We start from the raw sequence: 25,400 nt of genomic DNA, 5'->3' as shown, positions 1-25,400 counted from the left end.
GGTCGCCCCCTTCTTCCCGTTCGGGGCGCGGGCCCGGAGTCACAAGGTGGACTTGGTGGTGCTGCGGCCAGTCCACGGCATCCATTTGTCTGGTCTTTCACGTTAACGACGGATGGCCCCTGCCGAAGCAGGGGCCATCCGTTGAGAGCTACCGGATACTAGTTGTACGTACCAGGAGTGAGGTCATCCGACGAGAAGCTGTCGAAGTCGACGAAGCTCAGGTCACCCTCGTTGAACGTGGCATCTTCGGTGAAGATGCGGTTCGGGTAACGCTCAGCCTTGGCTTCTTCCGTTGCCTCGACGGTGACGTCGCGGTAACGAGGAAGGCCGGTGCCGGCGGGGATCAACTTACCGATGATGACGTTCTCCTTGAGGCCCATCAGCGGGTCGCTCTTGCCTTCCATGGCCGCCTGGGTCAGAACCCGGGTGGTCTCCTGGAAGGAAGCGGCCGACAGCCAGGACTCGGTCGCGAGGGAAGCCTTGGTAATACCCATGACCTCCTGGCGAGCGGATGCCGTCTTCTTGCCCTCGGTCAGCGCGGTGCGGTTGAGGTCGTTGTACTTCAACCGGTCAACGAGCTCGCCCGGGAGCAGTCCGGTGTCGCCGTGTTCGACGACGGTCACCTTGCGAAGCATCTGACGAACGATGACCTCGATGTGCTTGTCGTGAATCGGTACACCCTGCGAACGGTAGACCTCCTGCACACCGGAGACGAGGTGCTTCTGCACCGCGCGAACACCCTTGACGCGAAGAACTTCCTTCGGGTCGACGGCACCGATGATGATCTGCTGCCCCAGCTCAACGTGCTGGCCATCCTCAACGAGGAGGGTTGAACGCTTGAGCACCGGGTAGGCGATTGCTTCGTCGCCACTGTCGGGGGTCAGGATGACCTTGCGGCCCTTGTCCGAATCCTCAATCGTGATGCGTCCGGCGGAGTCGACGATGGGCGACGCACCCTTGGGGGTACGCGCTTCGAACAGCTCCTGAACACGCGGCAGACCCTGGGTGATGTCGTCAGCGGATGCCGACCCACCCGTGTGGAAGGTACGCATGGTCAGCTGGGTGCCGGGCTCACCGATGGACTGTGCGGCGATGATACCGACGGCCTCACCGATGTCGACGAGCTGGCCCGTGGCGAGCGACCGGCCGTAACAGACAGCACAGACACCGACGGCAGACTCACAGGTCAGCACGGAACGCACCTTGATGGTTTCGACACCACCGGCGATGAGCTTCGCGATGAGCACGTCTCCGACGTCGTCTCCGGCGTCGGCAATGACCTCACCGGCAGCGTTGACCGCGGCTGCGGCCAGGCTGCGAGCGTAGACCGCGTTCTCGACGTTGAAGTCGACCAGGAGGCCGCCGTCGTCGCCCCGCAGGAGCGCACCGGTCGTGGCATCGGTTCCGGCGATCGGCAGGTCAAGGCCCTTCGTCGTTCCACAGTTGTCTTCACGGATGATGACGTCCTGCGAGACGTCCACCAGACGACGGGTGAGGTACCCCGAGTCGGCGGTACGCAGAGCCGTGTCGGCCAGACCCTTACGAGCACCGTGAGTAGCAATAAAGTACTCGGCGACGGACAGGCCCTCGCGGTAGCTCGAGATGATCGGGCGAGGGATGATCTCACCCTTCGGGTTGTTCACGAGGCCTCGCATGCCGGCGATGTTACGCACCTGCAGCCAGTTACCACGAGCACCAGACGTCACCATGCGGTTGATGGTGTTGTCGGCCGGGAAGTTCGCCTGCATCGCTGCGGCGACATCTTCCGTGGCACGAGTCCAGATCTGGATGAGCTCCTGGCGACGCTCGAGGTCGGTCGTCAGACCCTTGTCGAACTGGCCCTGAACCTTGGCAGCCTGCTTCTCGTAGCCAGCGACGATCTCCTTCTTGTTCGGAGGCGTCAGAATGTCGCTGAGCGCTACGGTCACACCGCTTCGGGTTGCCCAGTAGAAACCGGCATCCTTGATCCGGTCGAGGGTTGCAGCAACCTCAACCTTGACGTACCGCTCCGCGAGGTCGTTGACAATGGTCGACATGGTGACCTTGTTGGCAACGTCTTCGAAGTACGGGTAGTCGGCCGGAAGCGCCTCGTTGAAGATGGCGCGACCGAGGCTCGTCGTGACGAGAACGGTGCCGACAGCCTGACCGTTGACGAGCTCGACGCCTTCGGGCTGGGTGCCCTCGGTGAAGTACTTGTCGGTCAAGCGGATGCGCACCTTGGCGTTCAGGTCGAGCGTCTTCTGGTCGAACGCGAGAATCGCCTCTGACACGGTGGAGAACGCGCGGCCTTCTCCGACCACACCTTCCTTCATCGTGGTGAGGTGGTGCAGACCGATGATCATGTCCTGGGTGGGCAGGGTCACCGGGCGGCCGTCGGACGGCTTGAGGATGTTGTTCGAGGCGAGCATCAGGATGCGAGCCTCGGCCTGGGCCTCAACCGACAGCGGCAGGTGCACGGCCATCTGGTCACCGTCGAAGTCGGCGTTAAACGCCGCGCAAACGAGCGGGTGCAGCTGGATTGCCTTACCTTCAACGAGCTGAGGCTCGAAGGCCTGGATGCCGAGGCGGTGCAGGGTGGGTGCACGGTTGAGCATAACGGGGCGCTCGCGGATGATCTCCTCGAGCACGTCCCAGACCTGCGGACGCGAACGCTCGACCATGCGCTTGGCAGCCTTGATGTTCTGAGCGTGGCTCAGATCGATCAGGCGCTTGATCACGAACGGCTTGAACAGCTCGAGTGCCATCTGCTTGGGCAGACCACACTGGTGCAGCTTGAGCTGCGGGCCGACCACGATGACCGAACGGCCGGAGTAGTCCACGCGCTTGCCGAGCAGGTTCTGGCGGAAACGACCCTGCTTTCCCTTGAGCATGTCGCTCAGGGACTTCAGGGCACGGTTACCGGTTCCGGTGACCGGGCGACCACGGCGACCGTTGTCGAACAGTGCGTCGACGGCCTCCTGCAGCATCCGCTTCTCGTTGTTGACAATGATCTCGGGAGCACCGAGGTCAAGCAGACGACGCAGGCGGTTGTTGCGGTTGATCACACGACGGTAGAGGTCGTTGAGGTCGCTAGTCGCGAAGCGGCCACCGTCGAGCTGCACCATCGGGCGGAGTTCCGGCGGGAGCACCGGAACGACGTCGAGCACCATTCCGGCCGGCGAGTTGCCGGTCATGATGAACGCGTTGACCACGCGCAGACGCTTAATGGCGCGGATCTTCTTCTGACCCTTGCCCTCAGCGATCTGCAGGTGCAGGTTTTCGCTCTCGGTGACCAGGTCGAAGGCCTCAAGGCGCTTCTTGATGGCTTCGGCGCCCATGTAGGCCTCGAAGTACATGCCGAAACGGTCCTGGAGCTCGTGGAAGACGGAGTCTTCCGGCTTCAGGTCGCCGACCTTGAGGGTGCGGAAGTCTTCCCAGACGCGCTCGAGGTGAGCAACCTGCTCGTCCAGAGACTTGCGAATCTGGCCCATTTCCTTTTCAGCGGCGTCTTTGGTGCGCTTCTTCTGGTCGCTCTTGGCGCCTTCGGCCTCCAGTGCTGCGAGGTCGGTTTCAAGGCGCTGCAGGCGATCGGCGATGCGCGAGTCGCGGCTGGACTCAATGGTCTTCAGTTCGAGACGCAGCTCGTTCTCCAGGCCGGGCATGTCCTGGTGGCGACCGTCTTCGTCCACCGTGATGACCATGTAGGCGGCGAAGTAGATGACCTTTTCGAGGTCCTTCGGAGCCATGTCCAGCAGGTAACCGAGACGCGAGGGCACACCCTTGAAGTACCAGATGTGCGTGACCGGGGCAGCGAGTTCGATGTGGCCCATGCGCTCACGGCGCACCGACGACTTCGTGACCTCTACACCGCAACGCTCGCAGACGATGCCTTTGAAGCGAACACGCTTGTACTTGCCACACGAGCATTCCCAGTCCCGTGAGGGTCCGAAGATCTGCTCGCCGAACAGGCCGTCTTTTTCCGGCTTGAGCGTGCGGTAGTTGATAGTTTCGGGCTTCTTGACCTCACCGTGCGACCAACGACGGATGTCGTCTGCGGTAGCCAGGCCAATACGAAGCTCGTCAAATGTTGTTACGTCGAGCAATTTCTCTCCTTGGAAAGTTTTCGAAGTTTCTTTGGACCGGGCTTAGATGTCGTCGATGGACGACGACTCAAACCGGGTGGAAATGTTGATGCCGAGTTCTTCCGCAGCACGGAACACCTCGTCATCCGTGTCGCGCAGGCTGACTGCGGTGCCATCGGCCGAAAGTACTTCGACGTTCAAGCAGAGCGACTGCATTTCCTTGATAAGAACCTTGAAGCTCTCGGGAATGCCGGGTTCCTGGATGTTCTCACCCTTGACGATGGCCTCGTACACCTTGACGCGGCCGAGGATATCGTCGCTCTTGATGGTCAGGAGTTCCTGCAGGGCGTAAGCGGCTCCATATGCTTCGAGCGCCCACACCTCCATCTCACCGAAACGCTGTCCACCGAACTGCGCCTTACCACCCAGCGGCTGCTGCGTGATCATGGAGTACGGGCCGGTCGAGCGAGCGTGGATCTTGTCGTCGACGAGGTGGTGGAGCTTCAGGATGTACATGTATCCAACGGACACCGGCATCGGGAACGGTTCGCCGGAGCGGCCGTCGAAGAGCTGGGTCTTGCCCGAGGAACCGATGAGGCGTTCGCCGTCGCGGGTTAAGGTCGTGGAGTCTAGAAGACCCTCGATCTCGATCTCGAGCGCACCGTCGAATACCGGGGTGGCGACCTTCGTGCCGGGTGCGGCGCTGAAGGCGTGCTCCGGAAGACGAGCAGCCCACTTCGGCTTGCCCTCGACGTTCCAGCCCTGCTTCGCAATCCAGCCGAGGTGGGTTTCGAGCACTTGGCCGAAGTTCATGCGACCGGGGATACCGAGCGGGTTAAGGATGATGTCAACCGGGGTTCCGTCGGCGAGGAACGGCATGTCCTCGATCGGCAGAATGCGGGAGATAACACCCTTGTTGCCGTGACGGCCGGCGAGCTTGTCACCCTCGGTGATCTTGCGCTTCTGGGCGATGAACACGACCACGCGCTGGTTGACGCCGCTGCCAAGCTCGTCGTCGCCGTCCTGCGAGTCGAACACCTTGACACCGATGATGGTGCCGCGCTCACCGTGGGGAACCTTCAAGCTCGTGTCGCGAACTTCGCGGCTCTTCTCGTTGAAGATGGCGCGCAGCAGGCGCTCCTCGGCAGACAGCTCGGTCTCGCCCTTGGGCGTGACCTTGCCGACGAGGATATCGCCGGGGCGAACCTCGGCTCCGATGCGAATGATGCCACGCTCGTCGAGGTCGGCGAGGAAGTCCGGCGACACGTTGGGAAGGTCGCGAGTGATCTCTTCCTTACCCAGCTTGGTGTCGCGGGCATCCACTTCGTACTCTTCGATGTGAATCGAGGAGAGGGTGTCGTCCTTGACCAGGTTCTGGCTCAGGATGATCGCGTCCTCGAAGTTGTAGCCTTCCCACGGCATGAATGCCACGAGCAGGTTCTTTCCGAGGGCGAGTTCTCCCTGGTCGGTGGCGGGTCCGTCGGCGATAACCTCGCCGGCTTCGATCCGCTCACCGGCGTTGACGATCACGCGGTGGTTGAAGCTCGTGCCCTGGTTGGAGCGGCTGAACTTGCGCAGGTAGTAGTCCTGCGTGCCGCCCTCATCGAGCTGGATGGTGACGACATCAGCCGACACCTCGGAGACCACACCGGGCTTCAGCGCGGTGAGCACGTCACCGGCGTCGATGGCCGTGTAGACCTCCATGCCGGTTCCGACGAGCGGGCTGTCGCTGAGCAGCAGCGGCACAGCCTGACGCTGCATGTTGGCACCCATGAGTGCGCGGTTTGCATCGTCGTGCTCGAGGAACGGGATGAGGCTGGTCGCGACCGACACCATCTGGCGCGGCGAGACATCCATGTAGCCGATGTCTTCAGCGGGAACGAGGTCGACCTCGCCACCCTTCTTACGGGCGAGCACGCGGGCCTCGGCGAAGTGCGAGTCCTTGGTGAGCGGCGCGTTGGCCTGGGCGACGATGAAGTCGTCCTCTTCGCTCGCGGTGAGGTAGTCGATCGTCTCGGTGACCTTGTTGTTCAGCACCCGACGGTACGGCGTCTCAATGAAACCGAACGCATTGATCTGCGCGAACGAGGCGAGCGAACCGATCAGGCCGATGTTCGGGCCCTCAGGGGTCTCAATGGGGCACATGCGGCCGTAGTGCGAGGGGTGAACGTCTCGAACCTCGACGCCAGCGCGGTCACGGGACAGACCACCCGGGCCCAGCGCGGACAGGCGACGCTTGTGCGTCAGTCCGGCGAGCGGGTTGTTCTGGTCCATGAACTGCGACAACTGCGACGTACCGAAGAACTCCTTGATCGCGGCGACGACAGGGCGCACGTTGATCAGCGTCTGCGGGGTGATCGCTTCGATGTCCTGCGTGGTCATGCGCTCGCGAACAACGCGCTCCATGCGGGACAGGCCGGTGCGCACCTGGTTCTGGATGAGCTCGCCGACGGCACGGATACGACGGTTACCGAAGTGGTCGATGTCGTCGATGTCGATGTTGATGTCGGTCATCTTGCCGTCGCGCAGACCCGGAAGGGTGGTCTGGTTGTCGTGCAGGGCGACGAGGTACTTGATGGTGGCCAGGATGTCCGCCAGCGTCAGTACGGAGTCACTCAGCGGAGCTTCGAGGCCGAGCTTGCGGTTGATCTTGTAACGACCAACCTTGGCCAGGTCGTAGCGCTTGGAGTTGAAGAAGAAGTTGTCGAGGAGCGCACGCGCAGCCTCGGCGGCAACCTGCTCGCCGGGGCGCAGCTTGCGATAGATGTCCTTGAGGGCTTCTTCCTTGGTGAGGATGTTGTCCTTCTCGAGGGTGAGCTCGATGGACGCGTAGCCCTTGAACTCTTCGAGGATCTGCTCGCTGGTGAGGCCGAGGGCCTTCAGGAACACGGTCACGGACTGCTTGCGCTTGCGGTCGATGCGCACGCCAACCTGGTCGCGCTTGTCGATCTCGAATTCAAGCCAGGCACCACGGCTCGGGATGACACGGGCGGAGTAGATGTCCTTGTCAGACGTTTTCTCCTGCTCGCGGTTAAAATACACGCCCGGGGAGCGCACCAGCTGCGACACGACGACACGCTCGGTGCCGTTGATCACGAAGGTGCCCTTGGGGGTCATCAACGGGAAGTCACCCATGAACACGGTCTGAGTCTTGATCTCACCGGTGAGGTGGTTCATGAACTCAGCGTTCACGTAGAGGGGTGCGGAGTAGGTCTTACCCTTTTCCTTGCACTCGTCAATGGTGTACTTCTCCGGCTCGAGCTCCGGGTTGGTGAAGGACAGCTGCATCGTTTCGCCGAGGTCCTCGATGGGAGAGATCTCCTCGAAGATCTCATCGAGCCCGGTGCGATTCGGCAGGTCCTGGCGTCCGGCAGCCTGGGCTTCGGCGACGCGAGCCTTCCAGATGTCGTTGCCGACGAGCCAGTCGAAGCTCTCGGTCTGCAAAGCAAGCAGATCCGGAACGTTCAAGTGGTCGCTGATCTTTGCGAACGACAGACGCTCGTGCGAGCGGCCGTTCTTGGGTGAGTTGGTGGTTGCGTTGCGCGCAGCAGCCAAGGAAATAACCTCCGTGGACCCCGTCAGGTCTAGTTACTGTTATTGGTGATGACTCCGCAGACCCTCATAAGAGGTGTGCCTCAAGGTGGCTTGAACACGCAAAGCCGACCGCAATATGAAGGCATAGTTTGTCTGGGAGCGCAAGGATCAACTATATGCCCCCATTCGCGTCATGTCCACCTAATTGTTGCAAATCTGCAAACTCTCAGGTATAACACCCTCCGTCTTCTCGCGAGAGCGCAAAAAGTGCCCGTTTGACACTCTCAATCGGGCACTTTTTGCGCTTTCGCGAAGCGGATGCTGCGGCGCGGGCACGCAGACAGGGCGCAGACTAGGACGATGAGTACTGGGCGTAAGGGTGAGGTGACGGAGGGGCATCCGTCTGTCGTGTTGAAGTTGAGCGGACACACTGCGGTGATCGAACCCGACCGTTTCACCCCCGGCAGCTTTCAGCTCGTGGTCGACGGTACCCCGCAGTCACACGTGAACATCGATCACCCGGATGAGCTGTTCTTCGAGTACATCCAGCGCATCGGGCACGTCATCGACCTGCTCGGCGACCCGCACGAGCCGATCACCGCCGTCCACCTCGGGGCCGGCGCGCTCACCTTGCCGCGCTACGTCGAGGCGACCCGGCCGGGCTCGCGCCAGCAGGTGGTCGAGATCGAAAGCGATTTGATCGACCTGGTTCGGGAAGTGCTGCCGTGGGACAAACGCGCCCAGCTGCGCGTGCGCCATGGCGATGCCCGCGAGGTGCTCGGCAAGCTTCCCGACGGGCTGCAGGGCGCGGTCGACCTCGTCGTGGTCGACATTTTCTCCGGGGCGCGCACCCCGAAGCACGTCACGAGCCGCGAGTTTTTCGCGCTCGCCGCCCCGCTGCTGTCTTCACGCGGCGTACTTGCCGTCAACGTAGCGGATGGCCCCGGCCTCGCGTTCGCGCGCGGCCAGGCCGCAACCCTCTCGGCGGTGTTTCCGCACGTGATCGGATTCGCCGAGACGCAGGTGCTCAAGGGGCGCCGGTTCGGCAACATCGTGTTCATCGCAGCGCACACGCCGATCGACCTCAACTGGATTCCGCGGCTGCTGGCCAACGGTCCGCACCCGGCAAAGGTGATCGAGGGAACCGAACTCAAGCAGTTCATGGCCGGTTCGCTCGTGGCGACCGACGAGACGTCGACGCAGTCGCCGCTGCCCGGCCGCACGGTCTTCCAGATCGGGCACTAGCCGGCGACCGGATGCCCGCGGGCGGCGGTACTCTGGGGGCACCCGTCATTTCTCCGCGCGGCCGCGTCCGCCTTCGTCATTACAGGAACACACCCTGAGTTTCATCATCGGTTACGACCCCATCACCCTGCGCGAAAAAGTAGACCTTCAGGCCGCCGGTGAGCGGCTTGAAGAACTCGGCACCCTGCGCAGCCTGGCCGCGCTGAACGAAAAGGTCGCCCTGCTGCGCCTCGTCGGCCGGCTCGATGAAGCCTGGGAAGTGGCCAACGAGGCCGTGCGCCAGTCGCGCTTCACCGGCAACCGGGAGCAGGCGGTGGCCAGTCGCATCCGTCGGGCGCAGGTCCTGCAATTTCAGGGCAAGCTCGTCGAGGCCGCGAGCGAGTTGACGCATTGCATACTCGACTCCGAGGTGCACGAGTGGAGCCGCCTCGCCGCCTATGCCCGCCAGCACCGCGGCAAGGTGTACTTCGACCAGGACAACCTCGATGGCGCCCTCGCCGACTTCACTGCCGCCGTGTTTCTGCGTGAGAAAGACGGCGCCGACGCCGACGAACTCGACAGCTCGTTGCTGGCCGTTGCCGTCGTCGAGCAGCACATTGCTGCTCGCAGCGCTCAGGCCTGACCTGCAGTCCCGCCGCGAGTGAACGGGCCCGGGGCCAGCTACTGGCCGCCGCACGCGTTAAGCGGCATGCTGTGTTCACGACGAAGGCGAGGTGACCGGTGACCGATCCGACCGAGCGGCGGCGGCGTGCGGTGGGCACGGCCGTGCTCGTGATTCTCACCCTGACCGCGTGCAGCGCTGCGGATCCGCGCGCCACTCCGACCACCACGACACCGGCCCAACCGACGCCGAGCGCAACGGATGCCGGTGCTGACCCGCTCGCACCGGTGCATCCGGTCGGCGAACCGGTCGTGATCACGTCGGGGCTTCAGGCTCCGTGGTCGATTCTGCGACTGCCCGACGGCGCCACGCTCATCAGCGAACGCGACACCACCCGGCTTCGCGAACTGCTGGCCGACGGCAGTCTGCGCGACGCCGGCACCGTCGCTGCGGCGCGCCCGAGCGGTGAGGGCGGGCTGCTCGGCCTCGCCTTTCTCGCCGACCGGGCGGCCCCGGGCGGCATTGGCTGGGTGTACGCCTACTACTCAACGGCGGCCGACAACCGCATCGAACGGATGCCGTTGGCCGGCTCCCCCGGCAGCCACACCCTCGGGGCACCCACCCTCGTGCTCGATTCCATCCCCCGAGCCGGCAATCACAACGGTGGCCGCCTCGCGTTCGGCCCCGACGGACTGCTCTACGCCACGGTCGGGGACGCCGGAGACACCGTCAATTCCCAGGACTTGGACTCGCTCGGCGGCAAGATTTTGCGAATGACACCGACCGGTGCCGTGCCAGCGGACAACCCGTTCGGCACGCTGGTGTACTCATTCGGGCATCGGAATCCACAGGGCCTGGCCTGGGATTCGCGCGGCCAGCTGTGGGCGAGTGAGTTCGGGCAAAACACCTGGGACGAACTCAACCGCATCGTTCCCGGCGGCAACTACGGCTGGCCGCTGGTCGAGGGCCGGGCCGGCGACCCGGCGTATCTCGACCCGGAACGTCAGTGGTCGACGGACGTAGCGAGCCCGAGCGGCATCGCCATCGTGAACGACACCATCTTCATGGCGAGCCTGCGCGGGCAACGGTTGTGGAGCATCCCGATTCTGAGCACATCCTCCACCGACACCCCCACCGAGTGGTTTGTCAACGGATACGGCCGGTTGCGCGACGTGGTGTCGGGGCCGGCTGGCACACTGTGGTTCGTGAGTAATAACACGGATGGCCGGGGCTCCCCGGCGGCTGAAGACGACCGGCTCCTGCAAGTGGCGGTGGCGCCCTGATGTCTTTCCCGACGTCTGATCTCGCTCAGACCCCCGCTTGCCTCGGGGAAACGGCGGCGCCCTGATGGCCGATCTCGCCCAGGTGCGACGCTGGGCCGACGCGCTCATCGTGCTGCACCTCGACCCCAGCTGGACCTTCGGCTTCGACAACGCGAAAAAACGTGCCGGCCTGTGCAATTTCAGCGCGAAGCACATCACGGTGTCGCGCTACCTCGCCTCCCGCTATGCCGACGACGACGTGCACCAGATCCTGCTGCACGAATTCGCGCACGCCCTGGCCGGGCCGCCTGCCGGGCATGGTCCGCGCTGGAAGAAGGTGGCCTTCGACCTTGGCTACGACGGCAAGCGCACCCACGACGGCGAGATCGCCGACGAACTCGCCCCCTGGGTGGGCACCTGCCCCGCCGGACACACCCATTTTCGGTATCGGCAGCCCACCCGGCCGCTGGCCTGTGGACTCTGCGCCCGCCGATTCGATCAGGCCCACGCCATCAGCTGGTTACGCCGCGAAATCACGCCGGCGATCCGGCGTCGGGCCGCGGCCTCGGCCGGCCCTAGGCTCCCGCCGGTCGGCTGAGTTCAGCGCCCAGGGTCAGTGCCCAGACGTTCAGCGCCCAGACGTTCAGGGCGCACCAGGTCGGCGCGCACGCGTTCAGTGCACGTCGTAGCGGGCGAGGGCGTCGGCATCCGTGGCGTGCATCATCGCTCGACGAGCGGTATCCAGCGCGGTCACCGGGTCGGCCTCGGCCACGGCGAGCGCGAGCTGCCGTTCAGCCTCGGCCAAACGGGTGCGCGCGGCGGCCTGCACCCGACCGCGATGGGTGGACACGAAGTCGCGGGTGATCGTAATCTGGCTGCGGGCGGTGAGCAGCGCGCCGGCCAGGGCGGTGCGGGCGTTCTCGAGCCGCAACTGCCGATTGCGTGCCTCCGAACGGATGCTGTCCAGCCCGTTCATCGCCGCCTCCAGCTTCACGAGATCCGAGGATGGGTCGCTGAGTCTCCCGGGCTCCCGCAATTGCGCCTGCACGGCTGCCGCCGCGGTGATGACGAGGTTCAGGGACGCGCTCGTATCGGATTCTTCGTGACCGTCGCGCAGGGCTCGCGCCTGCGCGAGTTCCGAGCCGGCAGCATCCAGTGCCTGCTGCAAGTTCGCGAAACCACGGTGCAGCAAGTCCTCGCCGGTTTCAATCGCGTCGAGCAGTTGTGTCGCCTGAAACAGGGAGTGCTCGGCGGACTGCAGCTGCTCCCCCACCGGTTCGGACGACGCGGCCTCGAGGCGCGCAGCGCCAGCATCGGCGGCCGCCGCGGCCAGGTCGAGTGCGGTTTGCGCCCGCAAAACGTTGCCGCTGATCACAGCGAGCGCCGGCGGCGAATAACTCAAACCGAGCCGGGCGAGCGTGTTCGCTCCGCCGGCGATCCGGTCGGACACGCGATCGAGGCGTCGGCGCAGTTCGTCGAGTTGCTGCGGGGCGTTGCGTTCCACGCCGCGCCTGGCGGTGAAATTACGCGCCTGGCCGGTCAGTCGGCCCGTGGCCTCGTCGGCGAGCTGGATGATCTGCTGGTTCCAGCGGGTGCGTTCGGCAGCGGTGTCCGGCACGGCGTCGTCGAGCTTTTGCTGCAGCGCGAAAGCATCACTGAGCTGGCGTTTCGACGTGCTGAGCGCCGTGGCGAATTCCCGCGTCGAAGACTCGCCGAACTGGGCGATGGCGAAGCCGAGCTCGTCGGTCGCGTCTTGCACCAGATCGTCGGCGCGAACCAGGCTGATCGCCGCGCTGCGGGCGAGAAGAGCCGCCTCAGCGTTCACCTGCCCGATCCGAGCCCGGGTGCGCCGCCGCGAAGCTGCCACCAGCGCCCAGACTCCGGCCAACACGAGGCCGATAACGATGACCGAGGGTACCCACCAGAGATCGCCATTCATAGCCGTGAGTCTAATGAAGGTTACTGGGCGCTACCGGTCGTCGGCAGAGGGCCGCCGCATCTGCTGCCGAATCATCTCGAAGTCGTGCCGCGAAATCTCGAGCACGCCGCGGCGCAGCTGGAAGCCCCAGTCCGGGTTTCCGCGGGTGAGCTGTAGCACGGGCAGTAGCGGGCGGATGCTGGTTGGCCAGGCATCCAGATCGTAGTCGGCCCGGCGTCGCCAGGGCCGAAACTCGTTCGCGGGGTCGCCCACCTGGTAGGCATAGGCATCCGCTATTCGGCCGATGGCCGTGAATTCCTTGAGCGGATCGCCCTCGATCGCAGTTTTCGGGGAGTAGTAGACGATGCCGTCGGCCTCGCCCATCTGCGCGATCAGGTCCCCGGCGCCGCGATTGGCGCGGGCGATGCCCAAATCGACACCGCGCAGCACGTGCTCGCGGTGCACAACGCCGAGCCAGAACCGAATTGCCACATTCCTAGTTGTACCGCATGCCACGCACACACCAAACTAAGCAGATGCGAGTACTCCTGAAAGAGATTCTGGACTGCACACCGGATGCTGCCTGGCACGCCATCCACAGCCCCGCCGTCTTTCGCGAGGTGAGCAGCCCGTTCATGGCGGTCGAGTCTCTCGAACCCGACGGGTTTCCCACCCGGTGGGAACCGGGCGAACACCCCGCCGTGTTCTCCATGCTCGGCCTGGTGCCGATGGGAACCCAGATCATTCGCCTTGCCAACTCCACGCACCGGCCCGACGGCGTGCGCATTCTGCGCGATACCGGTCGCGGCGTCTCCGGCGCGCTGAGTGCGGTCACGCTCTGGGATCACCGCATGGCGATCGCGCCCGACCCGGCTGGCACCGGCAAAACCCTCTACCGGGACCAGCTCATTTTTCGCGGCCGCCCGGCCACGATCGCCCTCTGGCCGACGTTTTGGGCGTTCTGGCAATGGCGGATGCTGCGCCTCAAGTCCCTCGCCCCCACCTGGCAGCACGACGTGGGCATCGACGACCCCAACTTTGTGCCGCTGTCGCAGCGGGAGTCCGACGACGGCAACTAGCGCTTCCGCAGTTTCCCCGCGCCATCTCCTCTATGCATCGGGCCCGCCAGCGGTAGCGTAGCCACCATGAGTTCTTCCCTGGGGGCCTTGCAGATCGCGGACTGGCGTCGGCGTGTGACCGGTTTGTACGCGGGGGTGCGCCAGCTCAGCGTGAGCAGCCCGAAAAGCGGCCACGAATTGTGGCGGTCGGGGCGGGATGAACTGTTTGCGGGGCATCCGTCGTCGCCGTTATTGCCCGACGACCGTTCGGCCTTCACCGGGCTTCCCATTGCCGCGTACGACCCGGACTGGCGGTTTGAAGTCCAGGTGCACCGCTCCGAGCAGTCCCATCGCATGAACGTGGAAACTGGCACGGACGGCACCGTGCCCTTCGACCTGGTCGGCACCGTGCACCTGCCCTACCTTGGTTCGCTCGACGTGTGGCGGCTCGCAAGCTACGGCGGCGGCCTGTTCCTGCCGCTGAAAGATGCCCTGGCCGGCAAAAGCGGCGGAACTTACGGCGGCGGACGCTACCTGCTCGACACCATCAAGGGTGCAGACCTCGGCCCGGGGGTCGACGACGACACCCTCATTCTCGATTTCAACTTTGCTTACAACCCCTCCTGCGCGTACGACCCGATGTGGGCCTGCCCGCTGCCGCAGAGCGGCAATATCATCGACGTCGACGTGCCCGTCGGCGAGCTCTACCACGGCGACCACTCCTGACTCCCAGCGGTATCCGAGTGCGTAAACGCCAGTAGCTGTAACACCTCGGGTGAATCCACCAGCCCGCCGTGCAGCGATTTTCTGACGCCTATTGGGCGCGCCGACCGCACGCTGCCGCGCGCCGGTGCATCGACAGCGGCCAAATCCCGGTAGTCCTCGCGGTCAGGCCCAGTGTTGTGACCCTGGCTGTGCGACCAAGGTAAGACATATGCTGAATTTCCGCCTGTGCCGAAGGGCTTCTGAAGCTGCGAACCCATAGGTCGTAAACAACTCGAAGTCACCTACAAACGGAGGCCGCATGTTGGATGGTTTCAACGATCGACGGGGGCTGTGCCTGGCCTGCCGTGCGCTGGTGAGGGTCGTCGGGTCGCGAGGCTGCTGGTGACGACCACTCGACCGGTACACGACGAAAACTGCTTCACCGCGGACAGCGGCATCACCTACGCGTACTGCGCCGAACCCGGAACGGTGGTAGCAATCGGCTACGACGGCCCGTCGACCGTCGTCATTCCCGATTCGGTCTGGAACGGCCTCGACGAGTATCTCGTCACTGCGGTCGCTGACGAATTCTTCAGCGCGGTCACCCTCGACGCCGTCTCGATTGGCGAGAACGTGACGACCATTGGCAGTTGGGCCTTCATCAATGACAATCTGACGACTATCCTGTTCTCCAAATCGCTCACATTCATTGGGGAGGGCGCTTTTGCCGGCAACGAGTTAAGCACCGTTGAGATTCCCGCGTCGGTCACCACTCTCGGCAACGGGGCGTTCGCCAACAATCCCCTCAGATCGGTCACCTTGCACGAAGGGCTCACCGAGATCGGTGCCTATGCCTTCGAAGAGACCGAGCTGACTCGCATCGCCATTCCGGGTTCGATGACGGCCATCGGACAAGGTGCATTCTCCGGAGCACCGCTGGCCGCCGCGACGTTCGCCGGCACGGCGCCATCGATCCACAGCCGTCTCGATCGGGGCACCCCGACTTTCGACACCGAAAGCGGCTTGGTCGTCTATTACTCGTCACAGCGCAACGCCGAGGGCGGATTCACATCGCCGACCTGGCTGGGTTACGACAGCGTGGTCGACACGATCGAATTCCAGTAGTTATCCGGGGTGAGAAGCCCAGTTTTTCGCGCGCAGTCTTGAGACGGCGCGCGACCACCGGGTCTGCACGGTGCGGCGCAGCCGTGCGGCAGTGCAACGGATGCCGCGGGTGGGCCGATTTGACAGCATCCGCTAGAGTAGGAGCACTTGCGAGTGCGTAGTTGCGCTTGCTGCGTCGTAGAACGCCCTCTTCTCTATCTGGCGGCCCACCAGGGCTGACCTGATTTTTCGAATGAAACATTCTTACGGCGAACGGATGTGCCCTTCGGCACCTTCGCCATGTGAATCCTCCTGGTTTGCTTATCGCTGCGCGATAATTCGAACGGGCGGGGAGACTGATGCCCGAAAGGCACCATTTTGTCTACAGATTTGTCCACAACGTTCAGCACGCTCGGCGTGCCGGCTCCCCTGGTAAAGGTTCTCTCTTCCCAGGGAATCGACACCGCCTTCCCGATTCAGGTCGACACCCTTCCGGACACCCTGAATGGCCGCGACGTGCTCGGCCGCGGCAAGACCGGCTCGGGCAAGACCCTGGCCTTCTCCATTCCGATGGTCTCGCGCCTCGGCGGCATTCTAGCCGGCGGCAAGCGTCGCCCGGGCCGCCCGCTCGGCCTGATCCTCGCGCCGACCCGCGAGCTCGCCACGCAGATCACCAACGCCATCACCCCGCTCGCCGAGGCCTACGGCCTCAACACCACCACGATCTTCGGTGGCGTCTCGCAGGGCCGCCAGGTCACCGCGCTCAAGGCCGGCGTCGACATCGTCGTGGCCTGCCCCGGCCGCCTCGAAGACCTCATGAAGCAGGGCTTCGTGAACCTCGACTCGGTTGAGATCACTGTGCTCGACGAGGCCGACCACATGGCCGACCTCGGCTTTCTGCCCGTCGTCACCCGCATCCTCGATAAGACTCCCGGCAACGGCCAGCGCATGCTGTTCTCCGCCACCCTCGATAACGGCGTGGACAAGATCGTCAAGCGCTTCCTGCACGACCCCGTGATGCACTCCGTCGACGAGGCCAACAGCCACGTCTCGGCCATGACCCACCACGTGTTCGAGGTCGCCGGCGTCGATGCCAAGAAGGACCTCGTGCAGAAGCTGGCGAGCGGCTCAGGCCGTCGCATCCTCTTTATGCGCACCAAGCACCAGGCCAAGAAGCTCGCCAAGAGCCTCACCGACGCTGGCATCCCGTCCGTCGACCTGCACGGTAACCTCTCACAGGTGGCCCGTGACCGCAACCTCGCCGCGTTCAGCGCCGGCACGGTCAAGGTTCTCGTCGCAACGGATGTCGCCGCTCGCGGCGTGCACGTCGACGACATCGAACTCGTCATCCACGTCGACCCGCCGGCCGAGCACAAGGCGTACCTGCACCGTTCGGGCCGTACCGCCCGCGCCGGCAGCGCCGGTGACGTCGTCACCGTCGTGCTGCCCGAGCAGAAGCGCGACACCGACGCTCTGCTGCGCAAGGCCGCCATTAAGGTGACCCCGCAGCGCGTGGATGCTTCCTCCCCCGCCGTCGACGCCCTCGTCGGCGATGTTGCTGCCTATGTCAAGCCGGCTCCCCGCGTCGAAGCGCCGCAGCAGCAGCGCCAGTCGCAGGGTGGCCGTTCGCAGGGCGGACGTTCGCAGGGCGGTCGTTCACAGGGTGGCCGTTCCGAAGGCGGTCGCTCACAGGGTGGCCGTTCAGAGGGCGGCCGCGATGCCGGCGCCGGCCGCTCCGGCGCAAGCCAGGGCGGTGCCCGCACCGACCGTAACGACGGCGGCCGCAGCCGCGACTCGGCTCCCGCCGGTGGCGCTCGTCGCGAGCGCACCGGCCGTCCGGCCGGCGCTGCCTCCAGCGCTCCCCGCTCGGGTTCGGCCGCTGGCCGCTCGGGCGGCGCTCGCGTCGGCAGCCTCCAGGTCGGCGGACTCGTTCGCGGACCCGGCTCGGGCGGAGCAGGCCGCTCCGCTCCCCGCCGCTCGCAGGGATAAACGGCCAGCAGCATCCCCTTGAAACAATTGGGCCGGTCTCTTCGGAGGCCGGCCCATTCGTGTGTCCGGGACCGCCCGCAAAGACGGATAGTGTCGAATCATGAACACCACAGTTGTCGTTCGACCCGTAGAAGAAGCGGATGCCGAAAACCTGGGCCGCGTACACGCCGCCTGCTGGCATGAAACCTATGATCACCTACTCAGCCAGGCCGCGTTGTCCCACCTGCGACCGGAGCGTCTCGCCACGATGTGGCACGGCATCACCAAGCTCGGTCACGAGTACCGACAGGTCGTCGCCGTCGACGGCAGCGGCGAGATCATCGGTTTCGCTGCGAGCGCCCCGGGTCAGGAAGACGACCTGCCGGCATCCACTCGCGAATTGAAGGTCATGTACCTGCTCAATGCGCACCACGGCGTCGGCGTCGGCCGACTGCTGTTCGACGCCGTCGTCGATGCCGGCCCGTCGGTGCTCTGGGTGGCCGCCGATAACCCGCGCGCCCACGCTTTCTACGCGCGCAACGGCTACACGGCTGACGGTCGGGAGAAGACCGAAGAGGTTCTCGGCGAAATGCTGCACGAGGTGCGTCTGGTTCGCTGAGGGTCTGCTCAGGAGTGCAGAATGAGCCGATAAGGGGAGCAAACCCACCTACGGGGATCTGGGGCACACCAGACCCAATAGGGTGATCTGATGACTAATTCCACGGCGGCAATCCCCGTCATCCTCGACGTTGACACCGGCGTTGACGACGCCCTGGCCATCCTGTTCGCGGTCAAGCACCCCGGCATCAACGTGCTCGGCATCAGTTGCGTGGCCGGAAATGCCTCACTCGACCGCGTCGTCGAGAACACCCTGCGCGTGCTCGACGTCGCCGACGCGCCGTCCATTCCGGTCGCGGCCGGCGCCCGCCGCCCCCTACTGGAACCGGCCAGATCGGCCTCGCACGTGCACGGCGAGAGCGGCCTCGGCACACTGCAGTTGCCGCCGACCGACCGCACGGCCGAGTCCATCAGCTCGATCGAGCTCATGCGCCGGCTGATTTTGGACAGCCCCCGCCCGGTCACCCTGGTCGGGCTCGCTCCGCAGACAAACCTTGCCCTGCTGCTGCGCCAGTACCCCGATCTGGTCAAAAATATTGAGCGCATCGTCTTCATGGGCGGTTCCACGACGGTCGGCAACGCCACCGCGGTCGCCGAGTTCAACGTCTGGCACGACCCGGAGGCCGCGGCCATCGTGCTCGATTCCGGGGTGCCCACCTTCATGTATGGGCTCGACGTGTTCAATCAGGTCGCGATCGGCGAGCAGGTCGCTCTGTCACTCGTGCGCAGCGAGTCAAATCTCGCCCAGGTCGTCGGCCGGCTGCTCAGCAACCGGATCGCCCTCGGCTCGGGGCGCAACGCCGAATACACCGGCCTGATCGGTGATGCCGGGGCGATCTGCGCCCTCGTCGATCCGGGCGCGTTAACCACCCAGATGCTGCCGTTACGCGTGCAGCTTGCGGGTTACGGCCGCGGGCAGACCCTGGTCGACAAGCGCACGCATCCGGGGGAAGACATCATGCACGGCCTGGCCGGCGACTGGGAGGTCGCTGAGGTCGCGCTCGACGTCGATGTCGACCGCTACGCGCGCCTGTTCCTCGACACGCTCGGCCTCGGTTCGGCGCTGCCGCAGCCCGCCTAGCGGTGAGCGGATGCTGCCGCCCGGCTCAGTAGAGCAGGCCGACCGACGCCATCGCGGCGCGCAGCAGGGCGCCGCGACCGCCTTCCATCTCGGCCGACACTCCCGGTGACACGGCCTCGGTCGGCGTCATCCAGGTGAGTTCGAGGGCATCCTGTCGCGGGTCGCAGGTACCGGTGACGGGAACGACGTAGGCCAGCGAGACGGCGTGCTGGCGGTCATCCGTGTAGGCGGTAATTCCCGGCAGCGGAAAGTACTCCGCAACGGTGAACGGCACCGGGCTGACCGGAAGCTGCGGGAAGGCCATCGGGCCGAGGTCCTTCTCGAGGTGACGAAAAAGCGCATCGCGCAAGGTCTCGCCATAGAGCACCCGGCCGGAAACGAGGGTGCGGGTCATCTCGCCGGTTGAACGGGCACGGAGCAGCACACCGACCTCGACGACCTGGCCGAGACCGTCAACCCGCACGGGCACGGCCTCAATGTAGAGAATCGGCAGGCGACGACGAATCTCCGCCAGTTCAACGTCCTTCAGCCAGCCCGGATTCGTGTTCGGGGCTCCTGCGGGGGGCTTCGGCGTCCAGTCCGGGTCTGGGTCAGGGGTTCGCACGCTCATGATGCCATTCTCTCCTACGTGGGCTCCGCGCGCGCACTCGCGAGCCGCTCCGCCCGGACTGCCGTGGGCCGGCCCCCTCCCGCACCACGCGCATAACTCCTGCAATTCGCGCGGTGCTCGGCCGCCTCTCCAATGATTTGCTGCCATCGGGTCGCGCACGTCAATTTTCTGCAGGAGTTATGCCGAGCAACCGGCTGACATAGTTCGAGATGATCATCGACGCGGCACGTCTGGACGGCACGGCAATGGAAGTATGGGAGTGCGCGGCGTCCACGAGTCGCGAGCTATTTGGAGGAAGCTATGACCACCATCGATAACGCCGCCGTTCTCTGGTCGGCCACCGGCGCCGACCAGGCTGACCGCCCCTTGTTGCTCATCCTGCACGGCTACGGCTCGCACGAGGGCGACCTGTTCTCCCTCGCACCGCACCTGCCGCTTGAGCCGGTGATCGCGGCCCTGCGCGCGCCCCTGCAGGCACCGGCGCCGGTCACCGACGGCTGGGCCTGGTTTCCGATCGCGGAGCCGGGCAGCCCCGACCCGGCCCCCGTCGCGGCGGCCGTAACCGCGGTGCTCGACTGGCTCGACGCCCTGCCGCAGCAGCCGCCGTCGATCGGTCTGCTCGGGTTCTCGCAGGGGGGAGCAATGGCGCTCGAGCTGCTGCGCGCCGCGCCCGACCGCTTCAGCTTCGCGGTGAACCTCTCCGGATTCCTCGCCAGCGGACCGCAGCACAGCGACGCCGAGCTGGCCGAGCGGCCGGTCCCCGTGTTCTGGGGTCGCGGAACCGCCGACACCGTGATTCCGACCAGCGCGATCGAACGCACCCAGGCCTGGCTGCCCGGGCACAGCACCCTCACCGAGCGCATCTACGAGGGTCTGCCGCACTCGATCTCGCAGGTCGAGCTCGGCGACGTCGTCAACTTTCTGCGCACACAGTACTCCGACGCCGCGTCCAGGCCGGCCGCCTAGAAACGCTCAGCCGAGTGGATGCCGCAGCGCGGCATCCACGCTCAGTCACGACAGCAGGCGGTCACCGCCGCGCCGCGCCCGTACCGAAAGGAGCGGACGTGCCAGACGCCAGCCGATGTGGAAGCCCGGGTGAGGGATCGCAAATCGTCCTACAACCGTCCCCAACCGGACGATTTACGCCCCCGCAACGCTCAAGCGCTAGGAGCGGTCGCGCTTGGCCTGCTCCTGCGAAGCCTGGCGCTCGACGTGCGCCTTCTTAGCCGCGCGGTGGGCGTCGCGGTCTTTCACCGCGATCTGGTCGGCGCGCACGCCGGCCTGGGTGGAACGCTCCAGCACGAGCCAGGCCGGCGGCTGCTGCAGCAGGGCGGAAATCTCGGCGGTGGTCAGCGGGTCGGTGATCTCGCTGCGGGCCAGGCCGGAAATCGAGACGCCGAGCTTGGCGGCGACGACCTGGCGCGGGTGCGGACCGTTGGTGCGCAGCAGCGCCAGCCACTCCGGCGGGTTCGCCATGAGCTCGGCGAGCTCGGTGCGGCTGACAAATTCGGTCTGGAACTCGGCCGGTGCCGCGTCGAGCAGAATCCCGAGTTTCTGGGCCGCCGTGGCGGGCTTCATGGTCTGGGGCTTCTTCTCGGAACTCATTGTTCAAGCGTATAGCCTGAGGGGGCCATCATTTGGGCAAATAGCCCCTCAACTACTACTAGAAAGGATGCCGGTGAGCTTTTCCATCGCCTTCGTCGCCGGTGTCACCCCCACCAAATGGACCCGGATCTGGGGCGACCGCCGCCCCGACGTGCCCCTCACCGTGTTTCGCACCGAAACTGACGAGCAAATTTCGGTGCTGCACGACGGTCGGGCCGAGGTCAGCCTGGTGCGCCTGCCGATCGATGAAACCAATCTGAGCGTCATCAACCTGTACAACGAGATCCCGGTCGTAGTCGCGTCGAAGGATCACACGATCGAGCAGGCCGCGACCGTGCTGCTGGCCGATCTGGCCGGGGAGCATCTGCTGCAAGACCCCGACGACGTGCCCGAATGGCGCGACCTCGCCGACGAGGTGCGCGACGGCACCCGCCGCCCCCTGCCGCCGATGCGCGACCTGGACGAAACCATGGAGCAGGTTGCCGCCGGCGTCGGCATCATCATTGTGCCGCACTCGATCGCCCGGCTGTACGGCCGCAAAGACGTCGTCTCCCGCCCGGTTACCGGCGTCCCGGACACCCAGATCGCCCTCGCCTGGATCACCCGCGAAACCACCGAGGACATCGAGGAATTCATCGGCATCGTGCGTGGTCGTTCCAAGGCGAGTTCACGAACGGATGCCGGTGCCGCCGACGCGGCCGCTCTCGCAGACGAAGCGCAGCCCGAGCTTCGCAGCGACGGGCGCCCGGCCAAGCCGCCACGCAAGCCCAAGAAGACCGACAAAGCCAAGGCCGCCGCCAAAGCCATCCGGGTCGCCGCAGCGAAAGCCAAACCGGCCGTACGCAAGAGAACCGAGAGCGCCCCCGGCCGCACCCGTCCGACCAAGAACCCCAACAAGGGCAAGGGTCGCGGGCACTAGAACGGATGCCCAGAGACCGGTTGCGTTGGGCGCGACCTCGCTGCTACGGGTTCTTCAACACCGACAAAATATTGCCGGACGGGTCGGTGAACCAGGCGATATCCGGCCCCTGCCCGCCGCCAGCCGCAATCCCTTTGTCGTTCTGCTCGAAGCCGTCGTAGCGGAGAAACTCCACGCCGCGCTCGGTGAGCTCATCGACGGTGGCATCGAGGTCGGTCACCGCGAAGTTCAGAATCGTGTACGTGGCCGGCACGAAATCGGGCTTGGGGTACACGATCACGGTGGCGCCATCGGGCAGTGAAATGCGCAGCATCCCCATCTCGCCCACCGTGACCTCGAGGCCCAGCGTCTCGGCGTAGAAGGTTCGCGCGGCGTCGAGATCTTCGACCGCGAATCCACTGAAGCCGGCGATAATACCTACGGCATGTTCGGTCATGGGTAACTCCCTCTAGAGTCGTGCGGGTTTGGCCGGGTCAGCGGGAGCTGATCGACGCGAACTTACGGATGCACAGGGGCACGAACACGAGCAGCATCACGGTAATGCCGATCAACACGGTCAGCACCGGATTTTGCATGGTCCAGATATCGGGAACCGGCGCCGTGCCGAGGTTGCCGAACAACTGCCGCACGGCCTGCACGAGCGAGGACACCGGGTTCCACTCGGCGAAGACGCGCAGCGCGGTCGGCAGGGTTTCACTCGGCACGAACGCGTTCGAGACGAAGGTCAGCGGGAACAGAATCAGAAACGACGCATTGTTGATGACCTCAGGGCTCTTCACGCTCATGCCGAGCAGCGCCATCACCCAGCTGAACGCGTAGCCGAACAGCAGCAGCAGCCCGACTCCCGCCAGAAATTCGGGCGGGGAGGTGTTGACCCGCCAACCGACCGCGAGCCCGGTGGCCATCATGATCACCATGGAGATGGTATTCAGCACCAGGTCGCCGTTGGTGCGCCCAATCAGCACAGCAGATGCGTTCATCGGCAAGCTCCGAAAGCGGTCGATAATGCCCTCTTTCAGGTCGAGCGCCATTGCAGCACCCGAGAAGGTGGCGCCGAACACGACGGTCTGCGCAAAAATGCCGGCCATCAGGAACTGGGTATAGTCGCTGCCCGCAACCGCAATGGCCCCGCCATAGACCTGACTGAACAGCAACACGAACATGATCGGCTGGATCACGGCGAACACGAGCATGTCCGGCGAGCGCTTGATCTTGATCATGTTGCGCTTGGTGACGGTCCAACCGTCGGAATACCACAGGGAAAACGGGTTCCAGGTGGGGAGCGGGGGCAGGGTGGCCACCCGAGCGCTGGCCCGCTCACCGTTTGCGTCGGCCACGGCCGGTGCGACTTCCGTCGTGGCAGAGTCCGCGATCGCAAACGCGGTGGGAGTGGACGCAGACGGGGCGGGCTGAGCCGGAACGGACTCAGCCGGGGTATCAACGTGGCGCGCATTCATTTGACGCTCTCCAAATCTGCAGCTAAGGCATCCGCTGCCCGCGCCTGGTCGCGTTTGTCCTTTGCCCGTTTGGAGAGCTTGGGCCCGCTGGAATCGTCATCGTCGGCCGTGTTGAGGTCGGCCTTGTGACCGGTGAGCTTGAGGAAGACGTCGTCCAGGGTGGGGCGGCGCATGCCGGCATCGTGCAGAGTGACCTCTGCGGCGCGCAGGTCGGCGAGCATGTTCTGCAGAGCGGTGGGGCCGTCGGTGACGGCGACTTCGACTCCCCGACCATCGGTGGAGATCGAGGGGACACCCGATCCGTGCCGGGCGAGAATGTCGCGGGCGGCCGCGCCGTCGGCGGCATCGACGAGGGCGACCACCACGCGGTGCCCGCCGATCTGAGCCTTGAGTTGATCGGAGGTGCCCTCGGCGATGACCCGGCCGTCGTCGATCACGACGATGTCATCGGCGAGTTGGTCGGCCTCTTCGAGATACTGCGTGGTCAGCAGCACGGTTGTGCCGTCGGCGACGAGGCGTTTGATCACGTCCCACAGGGCGATGCGACTGCGCGGGTCGAGCCCGGTCGTCGGTTCGTCGAGAAAGAGCACCTTCGGGTTGATCACGAGCGCCCCCGCGAGGTCGATGCGGCGCCGCATGCCGCCGGAAAACCCCTTGACTGGCCTATTGCCGGCGGCGGTGAGCTCGAACAGGTCGATCAGCTCCTGCGCTCGTTTGCGGGCCGCCGGGCCACCAAGGTGATACAGCCGGCCGACCATTTCCAAGTTTTCGAACCCGGTAAGGTTCTCGTCGACGGCGGCGTACTGGCCGGACACCCCGATGATGCGCCGCACCGATTTGGGGTGGCGCACGACGTCGATTCCGTCGATAACGGCGGTGCCGGCATCCGGTCGAATCAATGTTGTCAGCATTTTGACGACGGTGGTCTTTCCGGCGCCGTTCGGGCCGAGGAGCGCCTTGACCGTACCGCGCGGAACCTGCAGGTCGAGCCCGGCGAGCGCGTGCACCGGACCGCTCTTGGACTGGTAGGTCTTGGTCAAGCCCTGGGCCTCAATGATCACGGGAATTCCTAGCCGATCGGGTGGTGCAATCAGGTTCGATTCCATGCTAGTAACCCCCTCAGACATCGACAACCGCTCGCCCAATCTTGGGCAGGGCCCGGCTTATAAACACGGCTCAGGTTCCCAGGTCAGTCTCACCCACATCGTTGCCGTCGGTAACCGCCACCGACAGTACGCACCGCGCGGGGTCGAGAGCTTCGGGCTGCAAATTCACTGATGCGGTTCGCTTCATGCCCCGATAGGGCTATACCCGCGGTGTCTCCCGGCATTGGAAGACGCGATCGGCTCCCTGCTCTGAAGATCTCAGGAACGTGGCTGGCAGCGAACACGGAGTGTGCTGTGCACTGCCGATGAATCGCCCGTGCGCGTCACATGCCTGCCACTATTCATGCGGGGAAACACGGCAGTTTCTACTGGTCGTTGCGAATCGTGTGTGCCTTAGTTCTGTGTCCTAATCGTCTCATGGCCTGATGGGGTGTGCGGTCTTTGAGGCAGGCTCTGGGCCGACCGTTAAGTTCGTCGGCCACAGCGTTGAGGTGATCTTGGTCCCACTGGCTGAGGTCAGTCCCCTTCGGGAAATATTGGCGCAGGAG

Annotated in this window: 22 protein-coding genes and 1 pseudogene; 12 read left to right on the top strand and 11 right to left on the bottom strand. The window is 64.9% G+C overall.

Annotated features, from left to right (window positions below; genetic code table 11):
• Positions 1-158 precede the first annotated feature (158 nt).
• Positions 159-4,082, bottom strand: coding sequence for a DNA-directed RNA polymerase subunit beta' (locus CXY80_RS02875; RefSeq protein ID WP_092451978.1), 3,924 nt, complete (start codon positions 4,080-4,082; stop codon positions 159-161).
• 42 nt (positions 4,083-4,124) lie between these two features.
• Positions 4,125-7,616: a DNA-directed RNA polymerase subunit beta gene (gene rpoB, locus CXY80_RS02870; protein ID WP_092451980.1), complete on the bottom strand. Its 3,492-nt coding sequence runs from the start codon at positions 7,614-7,616 to the stop codon at positions 4,125-4,127.
• 339 nt (positions 7,617-7,955) lie between these two features.
• On the opposite strand from rpoB, the gene CXY80_RS02865 reads away from it, so the two are divergent.
• On the top strand, positions 7,956-8,840 hold the full coding sequence (locus CXY80_RS02865; RefSeq protein ID WP_092451982.1) for a spermidine synthase: 885 nt from the start codon (positions 7,956-7,958) through the stop codon (positions 8,838-8,840).
• A 79-nt stretch (positions 8,841-8,919) separates the two neighbouring features.
• On the opposite strand, the gene CXY80_RS19990 is transcribed toward CXY80_RS02865, so the two are convergent.
• Positions 8,920-9,231, bottom strand: coding sequence for a hypothetical protein (locus CXY80_RS19990; RefSeq protein ID WP_233194883.1), 312 nt, complete (start codon positions 9,229-9,231; stop codon positions 8,920-8,922).
• An 18-nt stretch (positions 9,232-9,249) separates the two neighbouring features.
• On the opposite strand from CXY80_RS19990, the gene CXY80_RS19985 reads away from it, so the two are divergent.
• The 3 genes from CXY80_RS19985 to CXY80_RS02850 all read left to right on the top strand — a co-directional run bounded on the left by CXY80_RS19985 (position 9,250) and on the right by CXY80_RS02850 (position 11,301).
• Entirely contained in the window at positions 9,250-9,462 is a 213-nt protein-coding gene (locus CXY80_RS19985; RefSeq protein ID WP_233194881.1) for a hypothetical protein, read from the top strand.
• Between the two features lie 98 nt (positions 9,463-9,560).
• Positions 9,561-10,724: a sorbosone dehydrogenase family protein gene (locus tag CXY80_RS02855; RefSeq protein ID WP_092451986.1), complete on the top strand. Its 1,164-nt coding sequence runs from the start codon at positions 9,561-9,563 to the stop codon at positions 10,722-10,724.
• A 64-nt stretch (positions 10,725-10,788) separates the two neighbouring features.
• Positions 10,789-11,301, top strand: coding sequence for a SprT-like domain-containing protein (locus CXY80_RS02850; RefSeq protein WP_092451988.1), 513 nt, complete (start codon positions 10,789-10,791; stop codon positions 11,299-11,301).
• A 75-nt stretch (positions 11,302-11,376) separates the two neighbouring features.
• On the opposite strand, the gene CXY80_RS02845 is transcribed toward CXY80_RS02850, so the two are convergent.
• Positions 11,377-12,642, bottom strand: coding sequence for a hypothetical protein (locus CXY80_RS02845; protein ID WP_104131533.1), 1,266 nt, complete (start codon positions 12,640-12,642; stop codon positions 11,377-11,379).
• Positions 12,643-12,672: 30 nt separating this feature from the next.
• Positions 12,673-13,113, bottom strand: a complete 441-nt coding sequence (locus tag CXY80_RS02840) for an EVE domain-containing protein (RefSeq protein ID WP_233194879.1) — start codon at positions 13,111-13,113, stop codon at positions 12,673-12,675.
• Between the two features lie 44 nt (positions 13,114-13,157).
• Between CXY80_RS02840 and CXY80_RS02835 the strand changes: the two genes are divergently transcribed.
• From CXY80_RS02835 to CXY80_RS02810, 6 genes are all read left to right on the top strand, one after another.
• A complete protein-coding gene (locus tag CXY80_RS02835; RefSeq protein WP_174775306.1) occupies positions 13,158-13,700 on the top strand; it encodes a hypothetical protein in 543 nt (180 codons plus the stop codon).
• A 66-nt stretch (positions 13,701-13,766) separates the two neighbouring features.
• The gene (locus CXY80_RS02830) at positions 13,767-14,405 is read left to right on the top strand and encodes a DUF1684 domain-containing protein (RefSeq protein ID WP_104131532.1); all 639 of its coding nucleotides are present in this window, start codon (positions 13,767-13,769) and stop codon (positions 14,403-14,405) included.
• 381 nt (positions 14,406-14,786) lie between these two features.
• Positions 14,787-15,509, top strand: a complete 723-nt coding sequence (locus CXY80_RS02825) for a leucine-rich repeat domain-containing protein (protein WP_158251545.1) — start codon at positions 14,787-14,789, stop codon at positions 15,507-15,509.
• A 357-nt stretch (positions 15,510-15,866) separates the two neighbouring features.
• The gene (locus tag CXY80_RS02820) at positions 15,867-17,477 is read left to right on the top strand and encodes a DEAD/DEAH box helicase (RefSeq protein ID WP_233194876.1); all 1,611 of its coding nucleotides are present in this window, start codon (positions 15,867-15,869) and stop codon (positions 17,475-17,477) included.
• Positions 17,478-17,577: 100 nt separating this feature from the next.
• Positions 17,578-18,075, top strand: a complete 498-nt coding sequence (locus CXY80_RS02815) for a GNAT family N-acetyltransferase (RefSeq protein ID WP_104131529.1) — start codon at positions 17,578-17,580, stop codon at positions 18,073-18,075.
• A gap of 90 nt (positions 18,076-18,165) precedes the next feature.
• Positions 18,166-19,155, top strand: a complete 990-nt coding sequence (locus CXY80_RS02810) for a nucleoside hydrolase (RefSeq protein WP_092452003.1) — start codon at positions 18,166-18,168, stop codon at positions 19,153-19,155.
• 25 nt (positions 19,156-19,180) lie between these two features.
• On the opposite strand, the gene CXY80_RS02805 is transcribed toward CXY80_RS02810, so the two are convergent.
• A complete protein-coding gene (locus tag CXY80_RS02805; RefSeq protein ID WP_092452005.1) occupies positions 19,181-19,765 on the bottom strand; it encodes an NUDIX hydrolase family protein in 585 nt (194 codons plus the stop codon).
• A gap of 300 nt (positions 19,766-20,065) precedes the next feature.
• On the opposite strand from CXY80_RS02805, the gene CXY80_RS02800 reads away from it, so the two are divergent.
• Positions 20,066-20,731 carry an alpha/beta hydrolase gene (locus CXY80_RS02800; RefSeq protein ID WP_092452007.1) on the top strand — a complete coding sequence of 222 codons (666 nt, stop codon included), beginning with the start codon at positions 20,066-20,068 and terminating at the stop codon, positions 20,729-20,731.
• Between the two features lie 198 nt (positions 20,732-20,929).
• Here the strand turns inward: CXY80_RS02800 and CXY80_RS02795 are convergent, their stop codons facing one another.
• Positions 20,930-21,370 (bottom strand): DUF5997 family protein, encoded by a 441-nt coding sequence (locus CXY80_RS02795; RefSeq protein WP_092452082.1) that lies wholly within the window; start codon positions 21,368-21,370, stop codon positions 20,930-20,932.
• Between the two features lie 67 nt (positions 21,371-21,437).
• Between CXY80_RS02795 and CXY80_RS02790 the strand changes: the two genes are divergently transcribed.
• Positions 21,438-22,289: a LysR family substrate-binding domain-containing protein gene (locus tag CXY80_RS02790; protein WP_369828607.1), complete on the top strand. Its 852-nt coding sequence runs from the start codon at positions 21,438-21,440 to the stop codon at positions 22,287-22,289.
• 43 nt (positions 22,290-22,332) lie between these two features.
• Here the strand turns inward: CXY80_RS02790 and CXY80_RS02785 are convergent, their stop codons facing one another.
• From CXY80_RS02785 to CXY80_RS19980, 4 genes and pseudogenes are all read right to left on the bottom strand, one after another.
• Positions 22,333-22,725 carry a VOC family protein gene (locus tag CXY80_RS02785; protein WP_092452011.1) on the bottom strand — a complete coding sequence of 131 codons (393 nt, stop codon included), beginning with the start codon at positions 22,723-22,725 and terminating at the stop codon, positions 22,333-22,335.
• A gap of 37 nt (positions 22,726-22,762) precedes the next feature.
• Positions 22,763-23,746 (bottom strand): ABC transporter permease, encoded by a 984-nt coding sequence (locus tag CXY80_RS02780; RefSeq protein ID WP_255411822.1) that lies wholly within the window; start codon positions 23,744-23,746, stop codon positions 22,763-22,765.
• Positions 23,743-24,852: an ATP-binding cassette domain-containing protein gene (locus tag CXY80_RS02775; protein WP_104131527.1), complete on the bottom strand. Its 1,110-nt coding sequence runs from the start codon at positions 24,850-24,852 to the stop codon at positions 23,743-23,745. Before CXY80_RS02775 ends, CXY80_RS02780 begins: the two co-directional genes overlap by 4 nt.
• A gap of 365 nt (positions 24,853-25,217) precedes the next feature.
• A pseudogene (locus CXY80_RS19980) lies at positions 25,218-25,400 on the bottom strand (IS30 family transposase); the annotation flags it as partial.

The organism is Cryobacterium sp. M91, from assembly GCF_002929615.1.
Taxonomy (GTDB): domain Bacteria; phylum Actinomycetota; class Actinomycetes; order Actinomycetales; family Microbacteriaceae; genus Cryobacterium; species Cryobacterium levicorallinum.
This window is presented reverse-complemented; position numbering and strand designations above follow the sequence as displayed.